The following is a 17,176-nucleotide window of genomic DNA, read 5'->3' as shown; positions in this document are numbered from 1 at the left end:
ATGTGCCGAGGTCGAAATCCGGTGCGGCGGCGAACACCAAAGGGGTGCTCGCCGATCAACAGCGACAGCAGGATGTGCAGAGCCCGTGGTGATTGAGATGACGCAGCCCAGGTCTGCGTCGATTGTCCAGACGCGGCTGCCGATGGCGCGCGATACCGCGCCCATTCGCGGCAGCGAGTACGCGGTACTGCTGCGCCGGGTGCGGCAGGCGGGTCTGCTGGATCGACGCGTGCGCGCGTATGGGGTGCGCAGTGCGATCACCGCGGCGGTGTACTTCGGCGGGTGGGCGGCGCTCGTGGCGATCGGCGATTCGTGGTGGGCGCTGGCCCCCGCGCCGGTATTGGCCGCGGTGTTCTCCCAGATCGCGTTTCTCGGGCACGATGCCGGACATCGGCAGATCTTCGGCACCCGCCGTGCCAACTACATCTACGGGGTGATCGCGGGCAATCTCGCGATCGGATTGAGCATCGGCTGGTGGACCAGCAACCACAATCGGCATCACGCGCACCCCAATACCGAGGGTGCCGATCCCGATGTGTCGGGCATCCTGGCGCATTCGGGGGAGCGCGCCGCGACCGGAAAAGGCTGGCGGCGGTTCATCTTCCGGTATCAGGCGTGGCTGTTCTTCCCGCTGTTGCTGCTGGAGGCGGGCAGCCTGCACTTCTCCAGCGTCCGCGCGGTGGTGAAATGGCCGCTGCGGCACCGCTTCTGGGAGGGCGCGCTGCTCGCCGCGCACGCGGCCGGATATCTGGCGACCGTCTTCCTGGTGCTGTCACCGGTCAAGGCGCTGGTGTTCATCGCGGTTCAGCAGGGCCTGTTCGGCTTCTACATGGGCTGCACCTTCGCGCCGAACCATAAGGGCATGGAGGTCTTCGAAGAGGGCGAGGATCCGGACTTCCTGCGCCGCCAGGTGCTGTCCTCCCGCAATGTGCGGCCGAGCGTACTCACCGATACGGCCATGGGCGGGTTGAACTATCAGATCGAGCATCACCTGTTCCCGTCCATGCCCCGGCCCAGCCTGCGCTACGCCCGGCCGATCGTGATGGATTTCTGTGCCGAGCGCGGACTCCCGTACGCGGAGACCTCCCTGCTCGATTCCTACGCCCAGGCGCTCAAACACCTGGACGCGGTCGGCCACCACGCCCAGTGATCACACGCTGACCTTCACAGCAGCCGGATGTTGTGTGTGGCGGTGCGGCGCACGCTCTCGAAATCACCGCTCAGTGCCTGTTTGGCCATACTGAGCGTGAAACCGGTGGCCGCGTCCATGGGCACGTGCTCGGGCAGGGCGAGGGCGTACTTGTCCACGACCACATCGAGCACGGTCGGCCCGCCGGTGTGCCGCAGGGCATTTCGCACCGCGGTGCGCAGATCGCCGGGGTCCTCGACCCGAATTCCATTGGCCCCCATGGCCTCGGCGACCTTACTGAAATCCGGGTTCTGGAAGTCGGTGCCGTAGGGGATCAATCCGGCTTCCTGCTGTTCGATATTGACGAAATCGAGCATGCTGTTGTTCAGGATGACGTGCACCACCGGGGTCTGCCGCTGCACCTCGGTGAGCAGATCGCCGAGTCCCAGCATGGTGAATCCGCCGTCTCCGCACAGCGCGATGGTCTGGCGTCCGGGATAGGCGAGTTGTGCGCCGAAGGCATTGGGCGAGGCATTGGCCATGGACGCCCAGGAGAACGAGCCGAACAGCCGGCGCTGCGGTCCGTAGCTGATGTGCTGGGAGGCCCACATGACGGCGGTGCCGGTATCGGCGAAGAACAGCGCGTCGTCCGCGGCTTCCTCGTCGAGTATCGACGCCAGGTACTCCGGCCGGATCGGGGACAGCTCCGGGCCCTTGGTGATGTAGTGCCGCAGCCGTTCCCGCGACTTCACGGTCAGCTTCACGCATTTCTTCAGGAAGCGATCCTCGGACTTCTCGGTCACCATGGGCAGCAAGGCCGTGACGGTCGCCTTGACATCGCCGATCACCGCCAGCTCCAAGGGAATTCGCCGCCCCAGATGGCGGGCATTGCGATCGACCTGGATCACCTTGACCTTGTCATGCGGCAGGAAGTTGGGATACGGGAAGTCCGTGCCGAGCATGAGCAGCACATCGCATTTATTGACCGCTTCCCAGCATCCGCCGTAGCCGAGCAGCCCGGTCATGCCGACGGCATTGGGATTGTCGTACTCCAGCCACTGCTTGCCCTTGAGTGAGTAACCCACCGGCGCGCGTAGCTTTTCGGCGAGTTCGCGTACCTCCGCGGTCGCGAACTCGCAGCCGTCGCCACCGAAGATGGCCACGGTGCCGCCCTCGTTGATCAGCTCGGCCATAGCCGAAAGGTCCTGGCTCCCGGCCGGTCCCGGCGTCGTGGCCGGAAGTGCCAGGGGCAGTGTGATCTTCGGAGCCTTGCGCACCGCCACATCACCGGGCAGCGAGATGACCGTCGGTCCCCGCTCGGCCAGCGCGATGGTGACCGCACTGCCCACCACATGCGGCAGCTGCGCCGGATCGGCGATCCGCCCGGTGTACCGCGACGCGGTCTCGAAGAACTTGTACGGATTCAGCTCCTCGACCGTACTGCTGTCCCACAGGGCGGTTTCGGTATCGCCCGCGATGGCGATGACCGGCGCGGCCTCCTTGCGCGCGTCGAGCAGCCCGTTGATCAGATGTGTCACGCCCGGTCCCGCCGTACCGCACACCGCCACCGGCCGCCCGGTCAATCGCGCCTCGGCGACGGCGGCGAACACCCCGTACTCCTCATGCCGGACATGGACGAAATCGATCTGCCCATTGCGGCGCATGGCATCGATGACCGGGTTGAGGGCATCGCCCACGATCCCGTAACACCTTCGGACCCCGGCGGATTCGAGCATCTTCCACATGGCATCGGCGACATTGTCGGACATGGGTGCGCGTCCTTCCTGGAACTGTCGGGCTGTGGTCGGAGCAGGGCGGAATCGGCGTTACGGGGCGTAGCGCAGAATCGCCGCCGCCGGTGTCGATTCCGGCAGATCGGCGGCGCGCACGGCCAGCACGCGGCCACCGGACAGCAGTACGCGCCGGGCGATCTCATCGAGCACGCCGGGCGCCTCGATATCGGAAGCCGTTGCCAGGGTGAGGGTTCCGTCATCCTCGGCGATCGAACCGTGCACGGTCGCGTCGATATCGACCATGAGCGTGTCGACGGTGCCGAAGGTGGCGGCGCGGGCGATATCCGCGAGATCGGTCGCACCCCGGCCCTCGGCGCGCCGCTGCTCGAAAAGCGCACGCAGATCGGCCAATTCGTGTTCGTAATGCCGGTCCAGGATCTCCCGCGCCCGGGCGGCGAGCTGTTCGTCGGTGAGGTGTTCGGGATTGCCGGTGATGGTCTCGTCCAACAGTCCGTCATAGCTGTTGACCGAGCGGAACAGCCCCTCGATCGGTTCGGCGGCGGCCAGGACGAGCGGCAGATCGCTGCCCGAAAGTATGGGCCGCAGTTCGGCATCCACCGCGCGGGCGTACTGGCGCACCCGGACCTTACGGCCCTCGGTGCCCTGGATGCGGCCCTTGGGCGCGCGCCCGCTCAGCGAAGCCTTGCGAGCGTAATCCGCTGCGCTGGCAGGCATATCGGTGACGCGCACATCCGCGGCGGGTCGATCGGGGGTGATCTGTACCAGCCGCACCGAACCCTCGGCGAGGGCGAGAACGAACGCGGACTGCGGGAAGGTGACCGCGCGCAGCAGCGGTTTGATGAAGAATCGGTCGCCGACCGTCACGCCCGCGTCGAGGCGATTGGGCACCCGGAAGGTCCGCATACGGTCCGGGGTGGCGTGCACGACCAGGGTGCGGGACTGGAAGCGCCAGAAGTCCTCATCGTCGATGAGATCGTCGAGTTCCTGCTCCAGCGCGGTCCGGGCCTTGCGGTCGTCGATGCGGTCCAGTGCGTCGCGGGTCTGATTGGTGAACGCGATCCGGTTCTCCTCCGGGGTCGGGGTATCGGCCTCGGTGGGGGTGTAGATCGACACGGACCAGGGCGCGGAGGCGTTGATCAGTGCTTCGATTTCGTGGCGGGTGGGGATATCTGTGTGCAGCATCTCTGCCCTTCCAGCTGATTCGTGGTCACCTCGAAGCTAGGACAAATATGTAACAAAGACATCTCGTGATGCATCGAAATTGTTCTACGATCGATGCCGGTGCGCGGTGGGACCGCCGGTCGGATGCCGGAAATCGCGCGGTGCGTGATCACCGACACCCGTCGTGTCGTGGTCCGGTCCTCGGTTCGATCTTGTCAGAGGGTCAGACGCACGGGGAGTTCGGCATGTCCATTGGAGATGAAACTGCCCACCCGGGGCAGGGTGGCCGGGTCCGCCGCGAGTGCGAGATCCGGGAATCGGGCGAACAGTGCGGGCAGGGCGATGGTCGCCTCCAGCCGGGCCAGCGGCGCGCCGAGGCAGTGGTGCACACCGTAGCCGAACGCGAGGTGCTGATCCTTGCTGCCGCGCGTCGGGTCGAACTCGGATGCGGTGGGGCCGTGCACCTTCGGATCCCGGTTCGCGCCCGCGTAGGAGGCGAGAATGGCCTCGCCCTTGGGGATGCGGTGATCGCCGATCTCGATATCCTCGACGGCATAGCGCAGCGGAAGATGGGCCACCGGCGCTTCATACCGCAGCGTCTCCTCCACCAGATCGGCCCAGGTGATCCGGTTCTCGGCCAGGTCGGCGCGCACCTGCGGCCGGGTCAGCAGCGCGACAATCGCCTGGTCCAGCAGGTTCACGGTGGTCTCGTGGCCCGCGTTGATGATCAGCAGCAGGGTGTCGACCAGCTCCTTCTCCGAGAGTTCGGAGCCGTCGTCCTCATCGCGGGCGGCGATGAGCGCGCTGGTGATGTCCTCGCCCGGGGATCGGCGGCGCAGTGCCACGATCTCGGTCATCAGGCCGTACATCTCGAGGTAGTTGGCCAGGCCCTCTTCCGGCCCGAGCGAGCCGTCGAAGAAGCCGTCCACGCATTTGCGCAGGGCCGGATTGCGATCCTCGGGCACGCCCATGAGTTCGCTGATCACCTGGATCGGCACCGGATAGCAGTAGCCCTCGCGCAGATCGACGGTCGCGCCGGACGGGGTCTGCGCCAGTCCGTCCAGCAGTTCCGCGGTGATCGCCTCGATGCGCGGCCGCAGCGCGGTGGTGCGGCGATGGGTGAAGGCGGGTGCGACCAGCTTGCGCAGCCGGCGATGATCGGTGCCGTAGGCGGTGAACATATTGTCGACCGAAACCCACGGCAGCAGTGGCCATTCGGCGGTGATCTCACCGTTCATATAGGCGGTCCAGTGCTGGCGCGCGTCCTTGGAGACGCGCGGATCGGTGAGCAGCTCCTTGAGCACCGTGGCATCGGTGACCGACCAGGCGCGCACGCCGCCGGGCAGTTCGACCAGCGTGATCGGTCCGTGTTCACGAATGCGGGCGGATTCGCCCTGAATATCGGATCCCATGGGGTCCAGGACAATTGGCTGTGCGTCCATCGTGCTCTCCTCGACAGTCCGGTGATGCCTGGGCATCGCCTAGCAGTCTCCCGCGCGCGAGGGTGCCGTGTCGACGTCGGCGGTCGATCGAAAGCCGGTGCGCGCCAATATGTTCACTGCGCTAGGGGGGTGCGCGCAGCGAATCGGGCTATGCCGGAGGTTTGCCCGCGGACGCGTCGAGTGCGTCCAGGGCCGCCGCCTGGGTCGCGAAATCGGGGTGGTCGTCGGGCTGCGGCTCACCCTGCCAGCGGAAGCCGTATTCATCGTCGGTCGGGCGCAGCGAATCGGCCTGGCGGGACAGGAAATCCGCCGTCGCGACCCGGGAGAGGCCGGTATCCAGCAGTTCTCGGTAGCCGCGCACGAATACGCCCTTATAGGTTTCCGCGTCAGCGCATTCGGGTCCGGGGCAGTTGGCGGCATTCGGCTCGATCAGCACACCGTCGCGCAGGAATACCGAGTCCGCACGGGTGGCCGCCGCCGCGATCGCATCGGCCGGTGCGAGTAGCTGAGTATTTCCCGAAACCCGATACAGCGCAACCAATCCGGCGATCAGCTGACCCTGCCCGTAGGTCCAGCGCGTGTGCTCGTCGACCAGTACGCAGGTATCGCCGTAGCGATCCAGATGATCGTTGACCGCCCCCGAGGGATCCAGCAGCGCACGGCCCGCCCGGGAGGTGAACCAGTCCCAGGTATCGGTGGCGCGGTCGCGATACCGCGCGAGATCGGGCTTGCCGACCCGGGTCGCCAGTCTCGCGCTCGCGGTGAGGTACAGCGCGTTGGTGATCGAGTTGACCTGCTCCCACGGCCGCGTCTGCGGATCCACTCCGGTACGAGCCCACGCCAATCCGCCGTCGCAGAAGGACGCGCGCTGATCCTCGAGCCCGTCCACGATGGTCCGCGCGGCGGTGAGGTAGCGGTATTCACCGGTCAGGTCGTAGGCGTCGATCCATGCCAGCGCCCACCACAGTTCGTCATCGTTGTAGCCGGTCGTCCTGGGCAGCCCGGTGCGCGCGATCTCGCCGTGCCGATAGGTCTCATCGAGATAGTGCAGGTACTGATGATCCCCGGTGCGGCGCATGTACCCGATGAGCGTGGTGAGCGCATTGGCGCTCTGCCAGATGCTGCCGTCGCGCTCCCACAGTCCGGTGTCGTGTTGATAGCGATCCAGTAGTCGCTCCACCGCGCGCATGCGCTGATCGGATGGCGCGTCCCCGGCGGCGATCCAGCGCGTACAGCGCACTTCCGGCCGGTCACCGGCTTTTCCGCAGGCGCGCAGCCGCTTTCGGTCGTACCGGTAGAACTGCGTGGTGGCGGCCGTATCGGGCGCGGAAACCGTTGTACCGCCCAGATTCTCGTTGCCCGCCGACTCATCGCCTGTACCGCGATCGAGCCAGACCGCGTCCCCGGGCCGTGCGTCCGCGATACTCGCCCAGCCGCCGCCGTCGGCCGTGGTCAGCGTGATGGTCCGCGCCCACACCCGCACCTGCGGAGTGGCGCTCCGGATATCGGTGGCCCGCTGCGGATCAGCACCGTCGGCCAACCCGTGCGCACATCCCGTGGCAAGTGCGATCGAGCCGAATAGCGCCGCCCACCGAAGTCTGCCTCCTGTCATCACCCTGCCACGTTAACGGGGGTCGTCCGTTTCACAGCGGACCCGCGCGTGTGACCGAACCTGAGAGAACTCGTAGGAGAAGCTCAGGCTATGACCAGAACCGCGCGGCACTGTGGAGGGCAGGACAGTGACCGACGAGCGTGGAGGTGCGGGATGGTCGAGCTGGAGATCACGGGGACGACCGTGACGGTGCACGTGACCGGAGCGCATCGGGTACTGGCCCTGCGTGAGCATCTGACGTTCGATCTATCGCAGGTCACCGATGTGCGCAAGGCTGAGGTGGATCTGCGGCCGCCGTGGGTCCGGGCGCCGGGCACCTTCTTCCCGGGCGTGATCGCGGCGGGCACCTTCCGGGGTAAGGGGCGCAAGGAGTTCTGGGATACGCATTTCACCGGGCAGGGTGTGCGCATCGAGCTGTCGGGCGCCGACTTCACCCGGCTGGTCGTCGACGTCACCGAGCCCGAAGTCGTGGTCGCACAGCTTCGAATCGCGGCCGCGGCCTGACCGATTCGCGGTGACATCGTGATCTAGGCGAGCGGCACGCGGTCGCTCGCCGATCGGCTAACTGTGCGGTCCAGCGCCTGGAACAGCCAGCGCTGGCCCGCACCGGCCGTGGTCGTGGTGCCCATGACCTCGGCGGTGCGCTGCCAATAACGCTGTGCGCGCGGATCGGCGTCATAGCGGCCGTGGCTGAGCTTGATCCGGAAATCCGGTGTGTCCCGGATATTTCGCGCGGCGGCGTGCGCGGCGACATAGCGGTCCAGGGCCGCCCCGGCGGTGGGTTCGACTCCCGAGCCGATCAGGGTCTCGGCCATACCGCAGGCTTCTCCGGCCCCGGCGATCAATCCGGCGCGGTCGCGCAGCGTGTATCGATCCGAGCGCCAGAGCTGCTGCGCCACAACGATCCTGAATTGCTGATCGTTGACCAGCGTGACCAGTTCGGCGTAGCCGAGCACCTGCTCCGGTGTCGGGTTCCGCAGCCGGGCGGGCACATTCATCTCCAGGAAGCCCTCGAACATCTCCGCGGGCACCGGGCCGAGCACCCGTCGCCAGAACGCGACCAGCGCGTCATGCGCGGCGGCTCCGTCCTGTACCGCGGTGAGCAATTCGAGTCGCGCCGCGCGCTGCGCCGGATTCGCGTCCTCGATGGCGCGCAGACTCGCTCGCCGCCAGCTGAGCGCGTCGAGTTCGATATCGACCGCCGCGCGTTCGGCGGCCACCGCCTCGGCCAGTGAGCGCTCACCGGTGAGCACGGCGCGAATCATGGCCAATCCCATGCCCAGCGCGCGCAGTCTGCGCACCAGGAGCAGTCGATCGGCGGCGTGCGCGCCGTCGAACATGCGGTGACCGCCCGAACTGCGCGCGAAGTCGAGCACCTCGTTATCGCAGTAGAAGCGAATGGTGCGCACCGGAACCCCGGTCAGCTCCGCCAGCTCACCGATGCTCACCAGGCCGCGCTGTGTGTCTTGGGTCACGTTGTCTTGAACCTCCACCCGGGTGGAGTTCCTACGGTACCGACGCCGAACCGAAAGGAACTCAACGATGTCCATGACCGACGACGAAATCTGGCGGGCCGTCGCCGCCCAGCGCGTCACCCTGGTGGAACTGCTCGAATCACTCTCCGCACCGGATTGGGATCATCCCTCGCTGTGCGCGGACTGGCGCGTGCGCGATGTGGTCGCGCACGTGGTGCTCTCCAGCAATCCGGAATTCTGGGTACTGCTGATCAATCTGATTCGCGCGCGCGGCAGCATCACCCGGCTGGCCCGCGATACCGGCATCCGGCACGCCGACCGTGTCAGCGCACCGGAATTGGTGGCGCAACTGCGCGCCGCGATCCCGATGCGCACCACCGCACCCGGAACCACCCCGGCAGATCGTCTGATGGATGTGCTCGTGCACATCCAGGACATCGCCATCCCGCTCGGCCGCACGGTGGAAATGCCAACGGCCGCAGCGCGACTCGCGATCGAACGGGTGTGGTCCACCGGCTGGCTCTTCCGCTCCGAACAACGACTGTCCGGTTTCCATCTCCTCGCCACCGATTCCGGCTGGTCCGCGGGCAGCGGCACCCTCGTCGAGGGCTCCACCGCCGACCTGCTGCTGCTCGCCACCGGCAGAACCGCGCGCGTGCACGCACTCACCGGACCGGGTGCGCAGGACCTGATCCAACGGGCCGCCGTCGGCTGATTCGCTGTTGGAGAAGCGGTTTCGGCTCCGGTCCCGCACAATCAGTGAACAGGTTGACATGACCTGAATCAGGTTGCGGGATAACGATTCGGCCGCTTCGCGGTGAGCGGATGGACACGTCACGCGTGAGCGCGTACGTGCCGGGGAACTACTGCACTGTGGCCTTTCGTGACGAGGCAATGGGGCCTCTCGCGCACGAGACCTAGGAGGACGCCATGAACGAGCCGGTGTGTGTGGATTGCTGGCGGCGTGACAACCTCACCTTCGTACAGCGGCTGGACCCGGCCTTCTGCCGCCCGGGACCGGCGCATCGGTGCGCGATGCACCGTGCCATGTACGACGATCCCGGGGCCGGGACGGGCAACGATCAGCAGGCGGCCTGATCGCGCTCTTCGCGAGTCGGCTACTCGCGATTATTCGCGGGATAGGTACTCGCGCAGGGTGATCGGCGGTCTGCCGGTATACCGCTCGATGGTTTCGGTGACTCGGAAGAGTTCATGACCGGAGCCGATGGCGGCGAACATGGTCCAGAGGTGGGTGAGATGCTCCACCGCGACCGGATCGCGGTAGCGCGTCAGCGCGGTTCCGGACCATTCGTCGGCATCGACGTGTTCGTAGGGGACGCCGAGGATTTCGGCGGCCTCGCCGACGGTCATGACCTCACCCGCCAGCCACAGCACGGGGTCGACGGATTCGCCGGTGCGCAATACACCGCTGCCGACACCCGCGACATCCTCGGCCGCGATCAAGGGCAGCACGGTATCCGGGGAGCCGAGGGGTAGCGCGAGCACACCGCTGTCGCCGATGGCGACGCGCAGGTTCTCGAAGAACACCGCCGCCCGCAGGTGCACCGCGCCGATCTCGGCGCGATCGAGGACCTGTTCGGCGACCCAGTGCCTGCGCATATGCGGCGTGCCCGCGTTATGCGCGGAACCGAGCTGGGATACCGCGACCACGCGCTCCATCGCGGATTCGCGGGCGGCCGCCGCGAAAACGGCGGTGGCGTCCAGCATTCCGGCGGTCACCGGATAGGTGAAATACGCGCGCCGCACACCCTCGGTGGCGGGTAGCACCGTGGCGATCTCCCGCAGATCGCCCAGTGCGATCTCGGCCCCGAGATCCTTCAATTCGGCGGCGCGGGCGTCATCGTGATGGACGAAGGCGCGCACCGGCAATCCCGCGTGCAGCAGGGATTCGGCGACCCGGCGGCCGGTGCCGCCCTGGGTGCCGCCGGCCGCGCCGGTGACGAGAATCGGTTCCGTTGTCATGGTGTTCACGCCTTCCCGGGCAGGTCGAGGGTGAATGCCCCGCTCGTCGCGAGGGCGGTGAGAAATTCGGTCGCGTCGAAAGCCTCGGCGGGACTGGACACTCCGGCCTTGGCCGTGCCGGCGGCGAGCCGGACCGCCGCCTCCACCGAGGCGAGCGCCGCGGCGCGCCAGAGATCGCGGCCCCGGAGATTCCCGGCGGCCGATCCGGGTCCGGCCAGTACCTGTGCGGTGATGGTGAATTCGCTGTCGGCGCGGGCTTCGGCTGCCACCTGTTCGCTGGCGAACGCCTGCTCCTCGGCGAAGGTGGCGGCGGTGAGTTGTGCCTCCACCGCCCGGGTGCGGGTGTGCCGGGGAATGGTGACCGCCTCCGGGAAGGGCACCGGGGCGATCATCGGCCGCGGTCCGACCGGAGGCGGGAATGCGAAGATCGCGCTGCGCGGCTCCACGAATCCGTACTGCTGTTGTCCGTCGAAAAATCCGATCCGGTCGGTATCCGCGAAAAGCAGCCGCGCGGTTTCCACCGCACCGTGCGTCATCATCCAATTGCTCACCGCGTACGCCACGGTGATGCGGTCGATATCCGGAATATCCCGCGCCACCGCACCCGCGAGCAGATCACCCAGTCCGCCGTAGAAACTCACGCTCGGCAGCAGGGTGACCCCGGCACGCTGCGCGCGATCGGGAAAATCGTCGAACAAATGCTTGACGTGGTGCACCTCGACCGCGTGATCGACATAGTGACAGCCGCCCTCGACGGCGGCCGTGGCGAGCGGCAAGCCGGTGCTGGTGAAGGGTCCGGCGCAATGAATGAGCACGTCGGCGGCCTCGGCCAGTGCGCGCAATGCGACGGGATCATCCACCGCGGCGGGCATGGCGCGGGTTGCTTCGAGCGCGTTGAGCGCGCCCGAATCCCGCCCGGAGACAATGACATCGACGCCCCGGGCGAGTAGTTCGGCGGAAACCAGGCGACCGGTATGGCCGGTGGCCCCATAAACGGCAAATACAGTCATGAAGATCAACTCTTTACGCTGCTGGGCAAATGCGAATCTGCCCATCGAGCGTATGCCCGCCCACCGACAAGTTCGGTTGTGCCGCATTCACGTTCGGCCGTGCGAGCCCACGGCCCGCCGTTGATCCGGAGCGGGCCGTGATCGAATCAGGTTCGTGCGTTTGGCTTCAGGCGATATCGCGCCGGCGACTGCCGGCGTCCGCGCCGTCGAACATCACTTCTTCCCACCAGGACGCCAGCGGACTCGGTTCGGGCCAACAGGCGTCCGCGCCGCTGAGGGTCTTCTGGGTCGTATCGTCGAGATCGAGTTGCGGGGTGTTCGCTTTCCTGCTCACGCTGGGTTGCTCCTGCGTTCTGCGCGTTATGACTGCCGAGGACAGTTGGGCAAAGCAGCCATTCCCGTTTTGGTCGAGTTGAAACAAACCCCAGGTTAGGCCCTATCGCTGCGGTTCACCGGGTTTCGACGCGGCTGGCCGAAAATTACTTGGCTCGAGACCCATTCGACACGGAATACTGCCGCCATGCCGACCTTCGCCGACTTCGACCGCCGCAACTATCCGACCGTCGGGGTGGCCGACGGCTACGACGGCTGGGCGCCGACCTACGACCGGACCGTCATGGATGAGATGGATCTGGCGTTACTGGATCGGGTGCGGGTGCGCTGGAGCGGCCGAGCGGTGGATCTGGGCTGCGGGACCGGGCGCACCGGCGGCTGGTTGCGCGCGCGGGGCGTCACCCATATCGACGGCATCGACCTCAGCGCGGGAATGCTGGCCCGCGCGCGGGAACGCGGTGCGCACACCACGCTCACGCAGGGCGATGTGCGTGCGACCGGATTACCCGGCGGCGCATACGATCTGGTGATCTCATCGCTGATCGACGAGCACCTGCCGGAGTTGGAGCCTTTCTATCGCGAGGCGCGCAGACTCGCGGCTCCCGGCGCGACCTTCGTCCTGGTCGCCTACCACCCGCAATTCATGATGGTGACCGGTATGCCCACCCATTACACGCCCGAATCCGGTGCGCCCCTTGCCATCAGCACACATCTGCACATGTTCGGCGAGCATGTGGCGGCGGGCGTGGCCGCCGGATGGCGATTGACCGAGGTCGCCGAGGCGGTGGTGGATGACACCTGGCTGGCGCGCAAACCCAAATGGACCGAGCTGCGCGGTCATCCGTTCACTATGGCGCTGGTGTGGACGCTGGACTGATCGCGGACGCGACGGCCTCGACCCCGACCGCCGCGGCGATGAAGCGCCACAGCGCCTCGGTGGCGTCCTCGACCGCGGGCCGGGGGTGGCGGCGCAGCTGTTCGGCGATACCGTGCCGCAGTGCGCCCATGACGCACGCCCCGGCCAGTTCCGGATCGATGCTCGGGTCCAGTTCGCCCGATTCCTGACCCGAACGGATATTGCGGCCCGCCGATTCGATGATGCGCGCCAGCGTGGCGGCCTCCACCTCGGCGACCTCGGGTTCGGTGCTGATTCGGCCGAGCAGCAGTTCGGCCAGCGGATCGGCGAAGTGGTAGGCCACGAAATTGCGGGTGCGGGCGCGTTCGCGCGGACCCCAGCCGTGTTCATCGGCAATGGTGTCATCGGCGATCGCGGCCACCAGTCCGGCGTGGAATTCCTCGTAGATCGCCACCAGCAGACCGGCTTTGGAGCCGAAGTGGTGATAGAGCGCCCCGGTGCTCAATCCGGAGCGCCGTTTGAGCGCGTTCAGATCGACCACGCCATTGGCGGCCACCAGCTCCGCGCGGGCGGCATCGAGAAGTTGTTGACGTCCCAGGGGAGCCCGTGCCATGCTCCGAAGCATAACAGAACTCAGTTATGTTAAACGGAGGTACGCAGTGAGCGCCGAAGTCTCATCCGTCACCGATCTGGCCGGTGACCTGGCCGGCACGTACCGCCGGACGGAAAGCAGCGGGAGCACCGTCGATCCGGCCGTGGTGGAGGCCGATCTGGCCGCGGTACTGCGGGACGGGTACGTGATCCTGCCGGATCTGCTCACCGCCGATGAATTGAAAGCCATTCACGACGATGTCGACTCACTGCTGAACCTCAAGGGCCGCAATAATTTCGAAGGCCACGCCACCCAGCGCGTCTACAGCGTGCTGAACAAGACCCGCAGCTGCGATCGCCTGGCGGCCCATCCCAGGGTGCTAGCCCTGCTCGATCGCCTGCTGATGCCGAACTATCTGCTGTCCATGCTCCAGGTCATCAATATCCTGCCCGGCGAAGCCGCCCAGATGCTGCACACCGATGACGGCTTCTATCCGCTGCCGCGCCCCCGCAAAGCCCTGAGCGCCGCCACCATCTGGGCCATCGACGAATTCACCGACAGCAATGGCGCGACCGAGATCGTGCCCGGCAGTCAGGAGTGGGGTTCGCAACTCCCGCAATCGGATTCGGAACGGCGGCCGGTGGTCATGTCCGCCGGATCCTGCGTCTTCTTCCTCGGCACGCTCTGGCACGGCGGCGGCCCGAATCGCTCCACCGCACCGCGCATGGCCGTCACCGCGCAGTACTGCGAGCCCTGGTTGCGGCCGCAGGAGGCATTCACCCTGTCCACCCCGCACAGCATTGCCCGGATCGTGGACGAGGATATTCGCCGCATGCTCGGCTACAGCATCCATCCACCCTTCATCGGCCAGGTCGACGGGATGCACCCCAAACGACTGCTGGAAGCCTCGGAGTAATCGGCCGATCGGTCGCGGGTCAGCCGCCCGCCGGCGTTTCCGGGAGCAGGGCGTATGCCTGTAGTGCGCTGCCGAGCGCGGTGGCGGACGCGGGATCGGTGAGGGTGCGCCCGGTGAGCTCCTCGATACGGCGCAGCCGATAGCGAACCGTATTGGCGTGCAGGAACAGGCGACGCCCCGTTTCGGCGGCCGATCCCCGTGCGGCATACCAGGATTGGAGGGTTTCGAGCAGCCGATGGCGTTCCTCGTACGGCAGCGCCAGGATCGCGCCCAATTCCACCCGGACCATACGTGCGGCCTCGACGGGAGCGGCGGCGATCAACATGGCGAGTGGGTTGTCGTCGAAACGCGCTACGCCGGAGGCGTGTCCGCGCAGACCGGTCAGGGCGAGGCGGGCGAAATGCAATGCCTGCGGAGTTTCGGGCAGCGATTCGTAGGGCGGGCTGATGCCCACTCGGCTGTGGTGTGTGCGCACCGCCCTGAGCACGGCGTTCTCCTGCTCGGCGGGAACCGCCAGCACCCCGATCTGCTGATCGGGCAGCAGCCGCCAGGCCGAGGTGACCCCGAGGACCCGGAGCGCGGATTCGATACCGGGCAAAGCTTCCCGGCCCGTGGCGGGGACGTCGGCGGCCGCGACCAGATATCGGCCGGTGGCGGGGAGGCCGAGAATGCGGGTCGTCTCGCCGAGTGTGACGGGATCCGCGATCACCCCGGTGAATAGGGCTTCGACCAGCACCGAGCGCTCATGCTCACGCTGAAACAGTAGCTCGGAGGACATTTCGCGATAGGCCGTCGCCACCGCTACCGCGTATTCACCCGACAGCGCCCACACCTCGGCGGCGACGGCCACCAGCATGGCATCGGTGACGCCCGGATGCCGGCGCGCCTCGGAAACCAGTTCGGACCAGAGGAATTCGAAGCCGATGCGGAAGGCGTGCAGGGTTTCCGCCAGTGGTACACCCTGCTGTGCCCGCAGGCGGCCGGTCTCCTTCGGCGGTTCCGGATCCACCGGGATGGTGGAGGTGAAGTGCCGGATCATCAGCGTCAGATTGCGGGTGCAGGAGATGCGGATGGAATCGAATGGCACCTGCGCGGCATTGCGGTAGGACTCCAACTCGAGCTGGAATCGGTGGGCCAGCGCCAACCCGAGATCATCGATGCGCTCCAGCAGTGCGTCGGCGACCTCGACAATCGCCGCGGGCGGCACCTTCAGGAATATCTCGAGCGGGGCATCTCCGGGCATTCGCCCAGCGTACCGCCGGTGCGATTGTCCGCCGGAACAAGAGGTCGGCGGCGATGTTGTCGGCGCACCCATGGGCTCGGCGTCCCCGCACTGCGAGGATCGTCCGCGACCTGACGATTGCGAGGAGCCGACCGTGTTCACCTTCACCAGCAGCGACGGCGTGAAAATCCATGTGCGCGAATGGTTGCCGACCGGATCGCCGGTCGGCATCGTGCAGATCGCGCACGGTATGGGGGAGTACGCCGCGCGCTACGGCCACCTCGCCGAACGGCTCACCGAGCACGGGTACGCGGTCTACGCCAATGATCATCGCGGGCACGGTCACAGCATGGCGGGCGCACCCGGTGAACTCGGTGCGGACGGCTGGAATCTGCTGGTGAACGACCTGGTCACGCTCACCGGACTGCTGCGCGAACGGCATCCCGGGGTGCCGCTCGTGCTATTCGGGCACAGTCTCGGTTCCTTCGCCGTGCAGCAGTACATTCTGGACCACTCCGCCCTGGTCGACGATGTGGTGTTGTGCGGCAGCACAGCGGTGGACGGACTCTTCGAGGTCATCGCCGCGGCGGGCGGTGACCTGCTGGAGCTGTTCAACGCCGAGTTCCAGCCCGTGCGGACCACCGCGGATTGGCTCAGTCGCGATGAGGCGCAGGTCGACGCCTATATCGCGCATCTCTGGTGCGGGTTCGAGATCGATCCGGCCAATATGGGTGCGCTGGCCGAGGTTGCGGCGCAACGGCTTTCGGAGCCGAAGACCGTACCGACCGATCTGCCGGTGTACGTCATGGTCGGTGATCGCGATCCGCTCAACGCCGGTCTGCGGCTGAGCGATCTGCTCGTCGAACGGTATCGCGCGGCGGGTCTGACCGATCTCACCTATCGGGTGTATCCGGGCGCCCGGCATGAAATTCTGAATGAAATCAATCGCGAGGAAGTCGAATCCGATCTTCTCGCCTGGCTGTCGCGCGGCGACACGACGCCGACACGCTGACGACGCGCTGACCGGCGCACATTACTCCGTTTGGCGCGTGCGCGGTCGGGCACTCCCGAGTGGTTGGGGAATCGACCAGCCGAAGGAGAACCCCTCGATGAGTCACCAAGCGAGCTATTCGAACACCACCGGGGCACGCACCGGAGAATCCATCCTCGATACCGTCACCGGTCCGGGCCTGGCCCTGCTGCTTTTCGGAATTCTCGGCCTGGGATCCACCTTGGCCGCCACCGACTCCGGCTTCGACAACTGGTCCCTGATCGGCCTGATCACCAGCGCGTTATGCCTGGCCACGGGCGCGGCGGTGGTGCGCGTCGAGCATCACCGCGCGCGCGTGGGCAATTCGATCAGCGTCCCGCGAAACGGCTCACGAGGAATAGCAGAATAACCGCGCCGCCCAGGCAGGTGAAGAAGCTGAACCACAATCCACCGCCGTGCACGTCCACCCCGAGCAACTTCAGCAGGAATCCGCCCAGCAAACCGCCGATAACGCCGACGACAATATTGAGCATGATGCCCTGCTGAGCATCGGTTTTCATCAACTTACTGGCAATCCACCCGGCAAGACCACCGATAATGATCCAGCCTAGAATTCCGAGACCGAGCATGGGATGTTCTCCTATCCGAGTCCGGACGACCGCTCGGCAGTGCCGTTGAACGGTCGGTTTTGATCGATAGT

At 66.6% G+C, this 17,176-nt stretch carries 19 protein-coding genes; 8 read left to right on the top strand and 11 right to left on the bottom strand.

The window, feature by feature from the left end; genetic code table 11:
• The first annotated feature begins 97 nt into the window (after positions 1 to 97).
• Entirely contained in the window at positions 98 to 1,150 is a 1,053-nt protein-coding gene (locus tag AB0L82_RS14670; RefSeq protein ID WP_364635480.1) for an acyl-CoA desaturase, read from the top strand.
• A gap of 14 nt (positions 1,151 to 1,164) precedes the next feature.
• Here AB0L82_RS14670 and AB0L82_RS14665 read toward each other — a convergent pair whose 3' ends face one another.
• The 4 genes from AB0L82_RS14665 to AB0L82_RS14650 all read right to left on the bottom strand — a co-directional run bounded on the left by AB0L82_RS14665 (position 1,165) and on the right by AB0L82_RS14650 (position 7,026).
• On the bottom strand, positions 1,165 to 2,898 hold the full coding sequence (locus AB0L82_RS14665; protein ID WP_364635477.1) for a thiamine pyrophosphate-dependent enzyme: 1,734 nt from the start codon (positions 2,896 to 2,898) through the stop codon (positions 1,165 to 1,167).
• 57 nt (positions 2,899 to 2,955) lie between these two features.
• On the bottom strand, positions 2,956 to 4,065 hold the full coding sequence (locus AB0L82_RS14660; protein ID WP_364635474.1) for a hypothetical protein: 1,110 nt from the start codon (positions 4,063 to 4,065) through the stop codon (positions 2,956 to 2,958).
• Positions 4,066 to 4,259: 194 nt separating this feature from the next.
• On the bottom strand, positions 4,260 to 5,486 hold the full coding sequence (locus AB0L82_RS14655) for a cytochrome P450 (RefSeq protein ID WP_364635471.1): 1,227 nt from the start codon (positions 5,484 to 5,486) through the stop codon (positions 4,260 to 4,262).
• 148 nt (positions 5,487 to 5,634) lie between these two features.
• Positions 5,635 to 7,026 (bottom strand): glycoside hydrolase family 76 protein, encoded by a 1,392-nt coding sequence (locus AB0L82_RS14650; RefSeq protein ID WP_364635468.1) that lies wholly within the window; start codon positions 7,024 to 7,026, stop codon positions 5,635 to 5,637.
• A 225-nt stretch (positions 7,027 to 7,251) separates the two neighbouring features.
• Here AB0L82_RS14650 and AB0L82_RS14645 point away from each other — a divergent pair, with 225 nt between their 5' ends.
• Positions 7,252 to 7,602 (top strand): hypothetical protein, encoded by a 351-nt coding sequence (locus tag AB0L82_RS14645; protein WP_364635465.1) that lies wholly within the window; start codon positions 7,252 to 7,254, stop codon positions 7,600 to 7,602.
• Positions 7,603 to 7,625: 23 nt separating this feature from the next.
• Here AB0L82_RS14645 and AB0L82_RS14640 read toward each other — a convergent pair whose 3' ends face one another.
• A complete protein-coding gene (locus tag AB0L82_RS14640; RefSeq protein ID WP_364635463.1) occupies positions 7,626 to 8,573 on the bottom strand; it encodes a MerR family transcriptional regulator in 948 nt (315 codons plus the stop codon).
• 67 nt (positions 8,574 to 8,640) lie between these two features.
• Between AB0L82_RS14640 and AB0L82_RS14635 the strand changes: the two genes are divergently transcribed.
• On the top strand, positions 8,641 to 9,288 hold the full coding sequence (locus AB0L82_RS14635) for a maleylpyruvate isomerase family mycothiol-dependent enzyme (RefSeq protein WP_364635461.1): 648 nt from the start codon (positions 8,641 to 8,643) through the stop codon (positions 9,286 to 9,288).
• Positions 9,289 to 9,503: 215 nt separating this feature from the next.
• Positions 9,504 to 9,671, top strand: coding sequence for a hypothetical protein (locus AB0L82_RS14630; RefSeq protein WP_364635458.1), 168 nt, complete (start codon positions 9,504 to 9,506; stop codon positions 9,669 to 9,671).
• A 30-nt stretch (positions 9,672 to 9,701) separates the two neighbouring features.
• Here AB0L82_RS14630 and AB0L82_RS14625 read toward each other — a convergent pair whose 3' ends face one another.
• The 3 genes from AB0L82_RS14625 to AB0L82_RS14615 form a co-directional block, all read right to left on the bottom strand.
• Positions 9,702 to 10,556, bottom strand: a complete 855-nt coding sequence (locus AB0L82_RS14625; RefSeq protein ID WP_364635455.1) for an NAD(P)H-binding protein — start codon at positions 10,554 to 10,556, stop codon at positions 9,702 to 9,704.
• A 5-nt stretch (positions 10,557 to 10,561) separates the two neighbouring features.
• Positions 10,562 to 11,566: a saccharopine dehydrogenase NADP-binding domain-containing protein gene (locus tag AB0L82_RS14620; RefSeq protein WP_364635452.1), complete on the bottom strand. Its 1,005-nt coding sequence runs from the start codon at positions 11,564 to 11,566 to the stop codon at positions 10,562 to 10,564.
• Positions 11,567 to 11,732: 166 nt separating this feature from the next.
• A complete protein-coding gene (locus tag AB0L82_RS14615) occupies positions 11,733 to 11,900 on the bottom strand; it encodes a hypothetical protein (protein WP_364635449.1) in 168 nt (55 codons plus the stop codon).
• A gap of 186 nt (positions 11,901 to 12,086) precedes the next feature.
• On the opposite strand from AB0L82_RS14615, the gene AB0L82_RS14610 reads away from it, so the two are divergent.
• Positions 12,087 to 12,776 (top strand): class I SAM-dependent methyltransferase, encoded by a 690-nt coding sequence (locus tag AB0L82_RS14610; protein WP_364635446.1) that lies wholly within the window; start codon positions 12,087 to 12,089, stop codon positions 12,774 to 12,776.
• Here AB0L82_RS14610 and AB0L82_RS14605 read toward each other — a convergent pair.
• A complete protein-coding gene (locus AB0L82_RS14605) occupies positions 12,748 to 13,368 on the bottom strand; it encodes a TetR/AcrR family transcriptional regulator (RefSeq protein WP_364635442.1) in 621 nt (206 codons plus the stop codon). The two genes, AB0L82_RS14610 and AB0L82_RS14605, sit on opposite strands and share 29 nt — an antisense overlap.
• A gap of 46 nt (positions 13,369 to 13,414) precedes the next feature.
• On the opposite strand from AB0L82_RS14605, the gene AB0L82_RS14600 reads away from it, so the two are divergent.
• Positions 13,415 to 14,263 carry a phytanoyl-CoA dioxygenase family protein gene (locus AB0L82_RS14600; protein ID WP_364635439.1) on the top strand — a complete coding sequence of 283 codons (849 nt, stop codon included), beginning with the start codon at positions 13,415 to 13,417 and terminating at the stop codon, positions 14,261 to 14,263.
• 19 nt (positions 14,264 to 14,282) lie between these two features.
• Here the strand turns inward: AB0L82_RS14600 and AB0L82_RS14595 are convergent, their stop codons facing one another.
• On the bottom strand, positions 14,283 to 15,506 hold the full coding sequence (locus AB0L82_RS14595) for a helix-turn-helix domain-containing protein (protein WP_364635437.1): 1,224 nt from the start codon (positions 15,504 to 15,506) through the stop codon (positions 14,283 to 14,285).
• Between the two features lie 133 nt (positions 15,507 to 15,639).
• On the opposite strand from AB0L82_RS14595, the gene AB0L82_RS14590 reads away from it, so the two are divergent.
• Together AB0L82_RS14590 and AB0L82_RS14585 are read left to right on the top strand one after the other, a co-directional pair.
• Complete coding sequence (locus tag AB0L82_RS14590; RefSeq protein WP_364635434.1) at positions 15,640 to 16,497, top strand: alpha/beta hydrolase; 858 nt, start codon at positions 15,640 to 15,642, stop codon at positions 16,495 to 16,497.
• 97 nt (positions 16,498 to 16,594) lie between these two features.
• Positions 16,595 to 16,885, top strand: a complete 291-nt coding sequence (locus AB0L82_RS14585) for a hypothetical protein (RefSeq protein ID WP_364635431.1) — start codon at positions 16,595 to 16,597, stop codon at positions 16,883 to 16,885.
• Here AB0L82_RS14585 and AB0L82_RS14580 read toward each other — a convergent pair.
• Positions 16,845 to 17,105: a GlsB/YeaQ/YmgE family stress response membrane protein gene (locus tag AB0L82_RS14580; protein WP_364635428.1), complete on the bottom strand. Its 261-nt coding sequence runs from the start codon at positions 17,103 to 17,105 to the stop codon at positions 16,845 to 16,847. The genes AB0L82_RS14585 and AB0L82_RS14580 overlap by 41 nt on opposite strands.
• Positions 17,106 to 17,176: the final 71 nt, after the last annotated feature.

This window comes from Nocardia sp. NPDC052001 (genome assembly GCF_040680615.1).
Classification (GTDB): domain Bacteria; phylum Actinomycetota; class Actinomycetes; order Mycobacteriales; family Mycobacteriaceae; genus Nocardia.
The sequence above is the reverse complement of the archived record's forward strand: the minus strand, read 5'-3'. Positions and strand labels throughout refer to the sequence as shown.

Excerpts from the sequence above, each read along its gene's own strand:
- AB0L82_RS14660 (WP_364635474.1), bottom strand. The coding sequence starts at position 4,065 with ATGCTGCACACAGATATCCCCACCCGCCACGAAATCGAAGCACTGATC.
- AB0L82_RS14595 (WP_364635437.1), bottom strand. The coding sequence starts at position 15,506 with ATGCCCGGAGATGCCCCGCTCGAGATATTCCTGAAGGTGCCGCCCGCG.
- AB0L82_RS14605 (WP_364635442.1), bottom strand. The coding sequence starts at position 13,368 with ATGGCACGGGCTCCCCTGGGACGTCAACAACTTCTCGATGCCGCCCGC.
- AB0L82_RS14655 (WP_364635471.1), bottom strand. The coding sequence starts at position 5,486 with ATGGACGCACAGCCAATTGTCCTGGACCCCATGGGATCCGATATTCAG.
- AB0L82_RS14580 (WP_364635428.1), bottom strand. The coding sequence starts at position 17,105 with ATGCTCGGTCTCGGAATTCTAGGCTGGATCATTATCGGTGGTCTTGCC.
- AB0L82_RS14635 (WP_364635461.1), top strand. The coding sequence starts at position 8,641 with ATGTCCATGACCGACGACGAAATCTGGCGGGCCGTCGCCGCCCAGCGC.
- AB0L82_RS14585 (WP_364635431.1), top strand. The coding sequence starts at position 16,595 with ATGAGTCACCAAGCGAGCTATTCGAACACCACCGGGGCACGCACCGGA.
- AB0L82_RS14645 (WP_364635465.1), top strand. The coding sequence starts at position 7,252 with ATGGTCGAGCTGGAGATCACGGGGACGACCGTGACGGTGCACGTGACC.
- AB0L82_RS14665 (WP_364635477.1), bottom strand. The coding sequence starts at position 2,898 with ATGTCCGACAATGTCGCCGATGCCATGTGGAAGATGCTCGAATCCGCC.
- AB0L82_RS14670 (WP_364635480.1), top strand. The coding sequence starts at position 98 with ATGACGCAGCCCAGGTCTGCGTCGATTGTCCAGACGCGGCTGCCGATG.
- AB0L82_RS14625 (WP_364635455.1), bottom strand. The coding sequence starts at position 10,556 with ATGACAACGGAACCGATTCTCGTCACCGGCGCGGCCGGCGGCACCCAG.
- AB0L82_RS14620 (WP_364635452.1), bottom strand. The coding sequence starts at position 11,566 with ATGACTGTATTTGCCGTTTATGGGGCCACCGGCCATACCGGTCGCCTG.
- AB0L82_RS14610 (WP_364635446.1), top strand. The coding sequence starts at position 12,087 with ATGCCGACCTTCGCCGACTTCGACCGCCGCAACTATCCGACCGTCGGG.
- AB0L82_RS14630 (WP_364635458.1), top strand. The coding sequence starts at position 9,504 with ATGAACGAGCCGGTGTGTGTGGATTGCTGGCGGCGTGACAACCTCACC.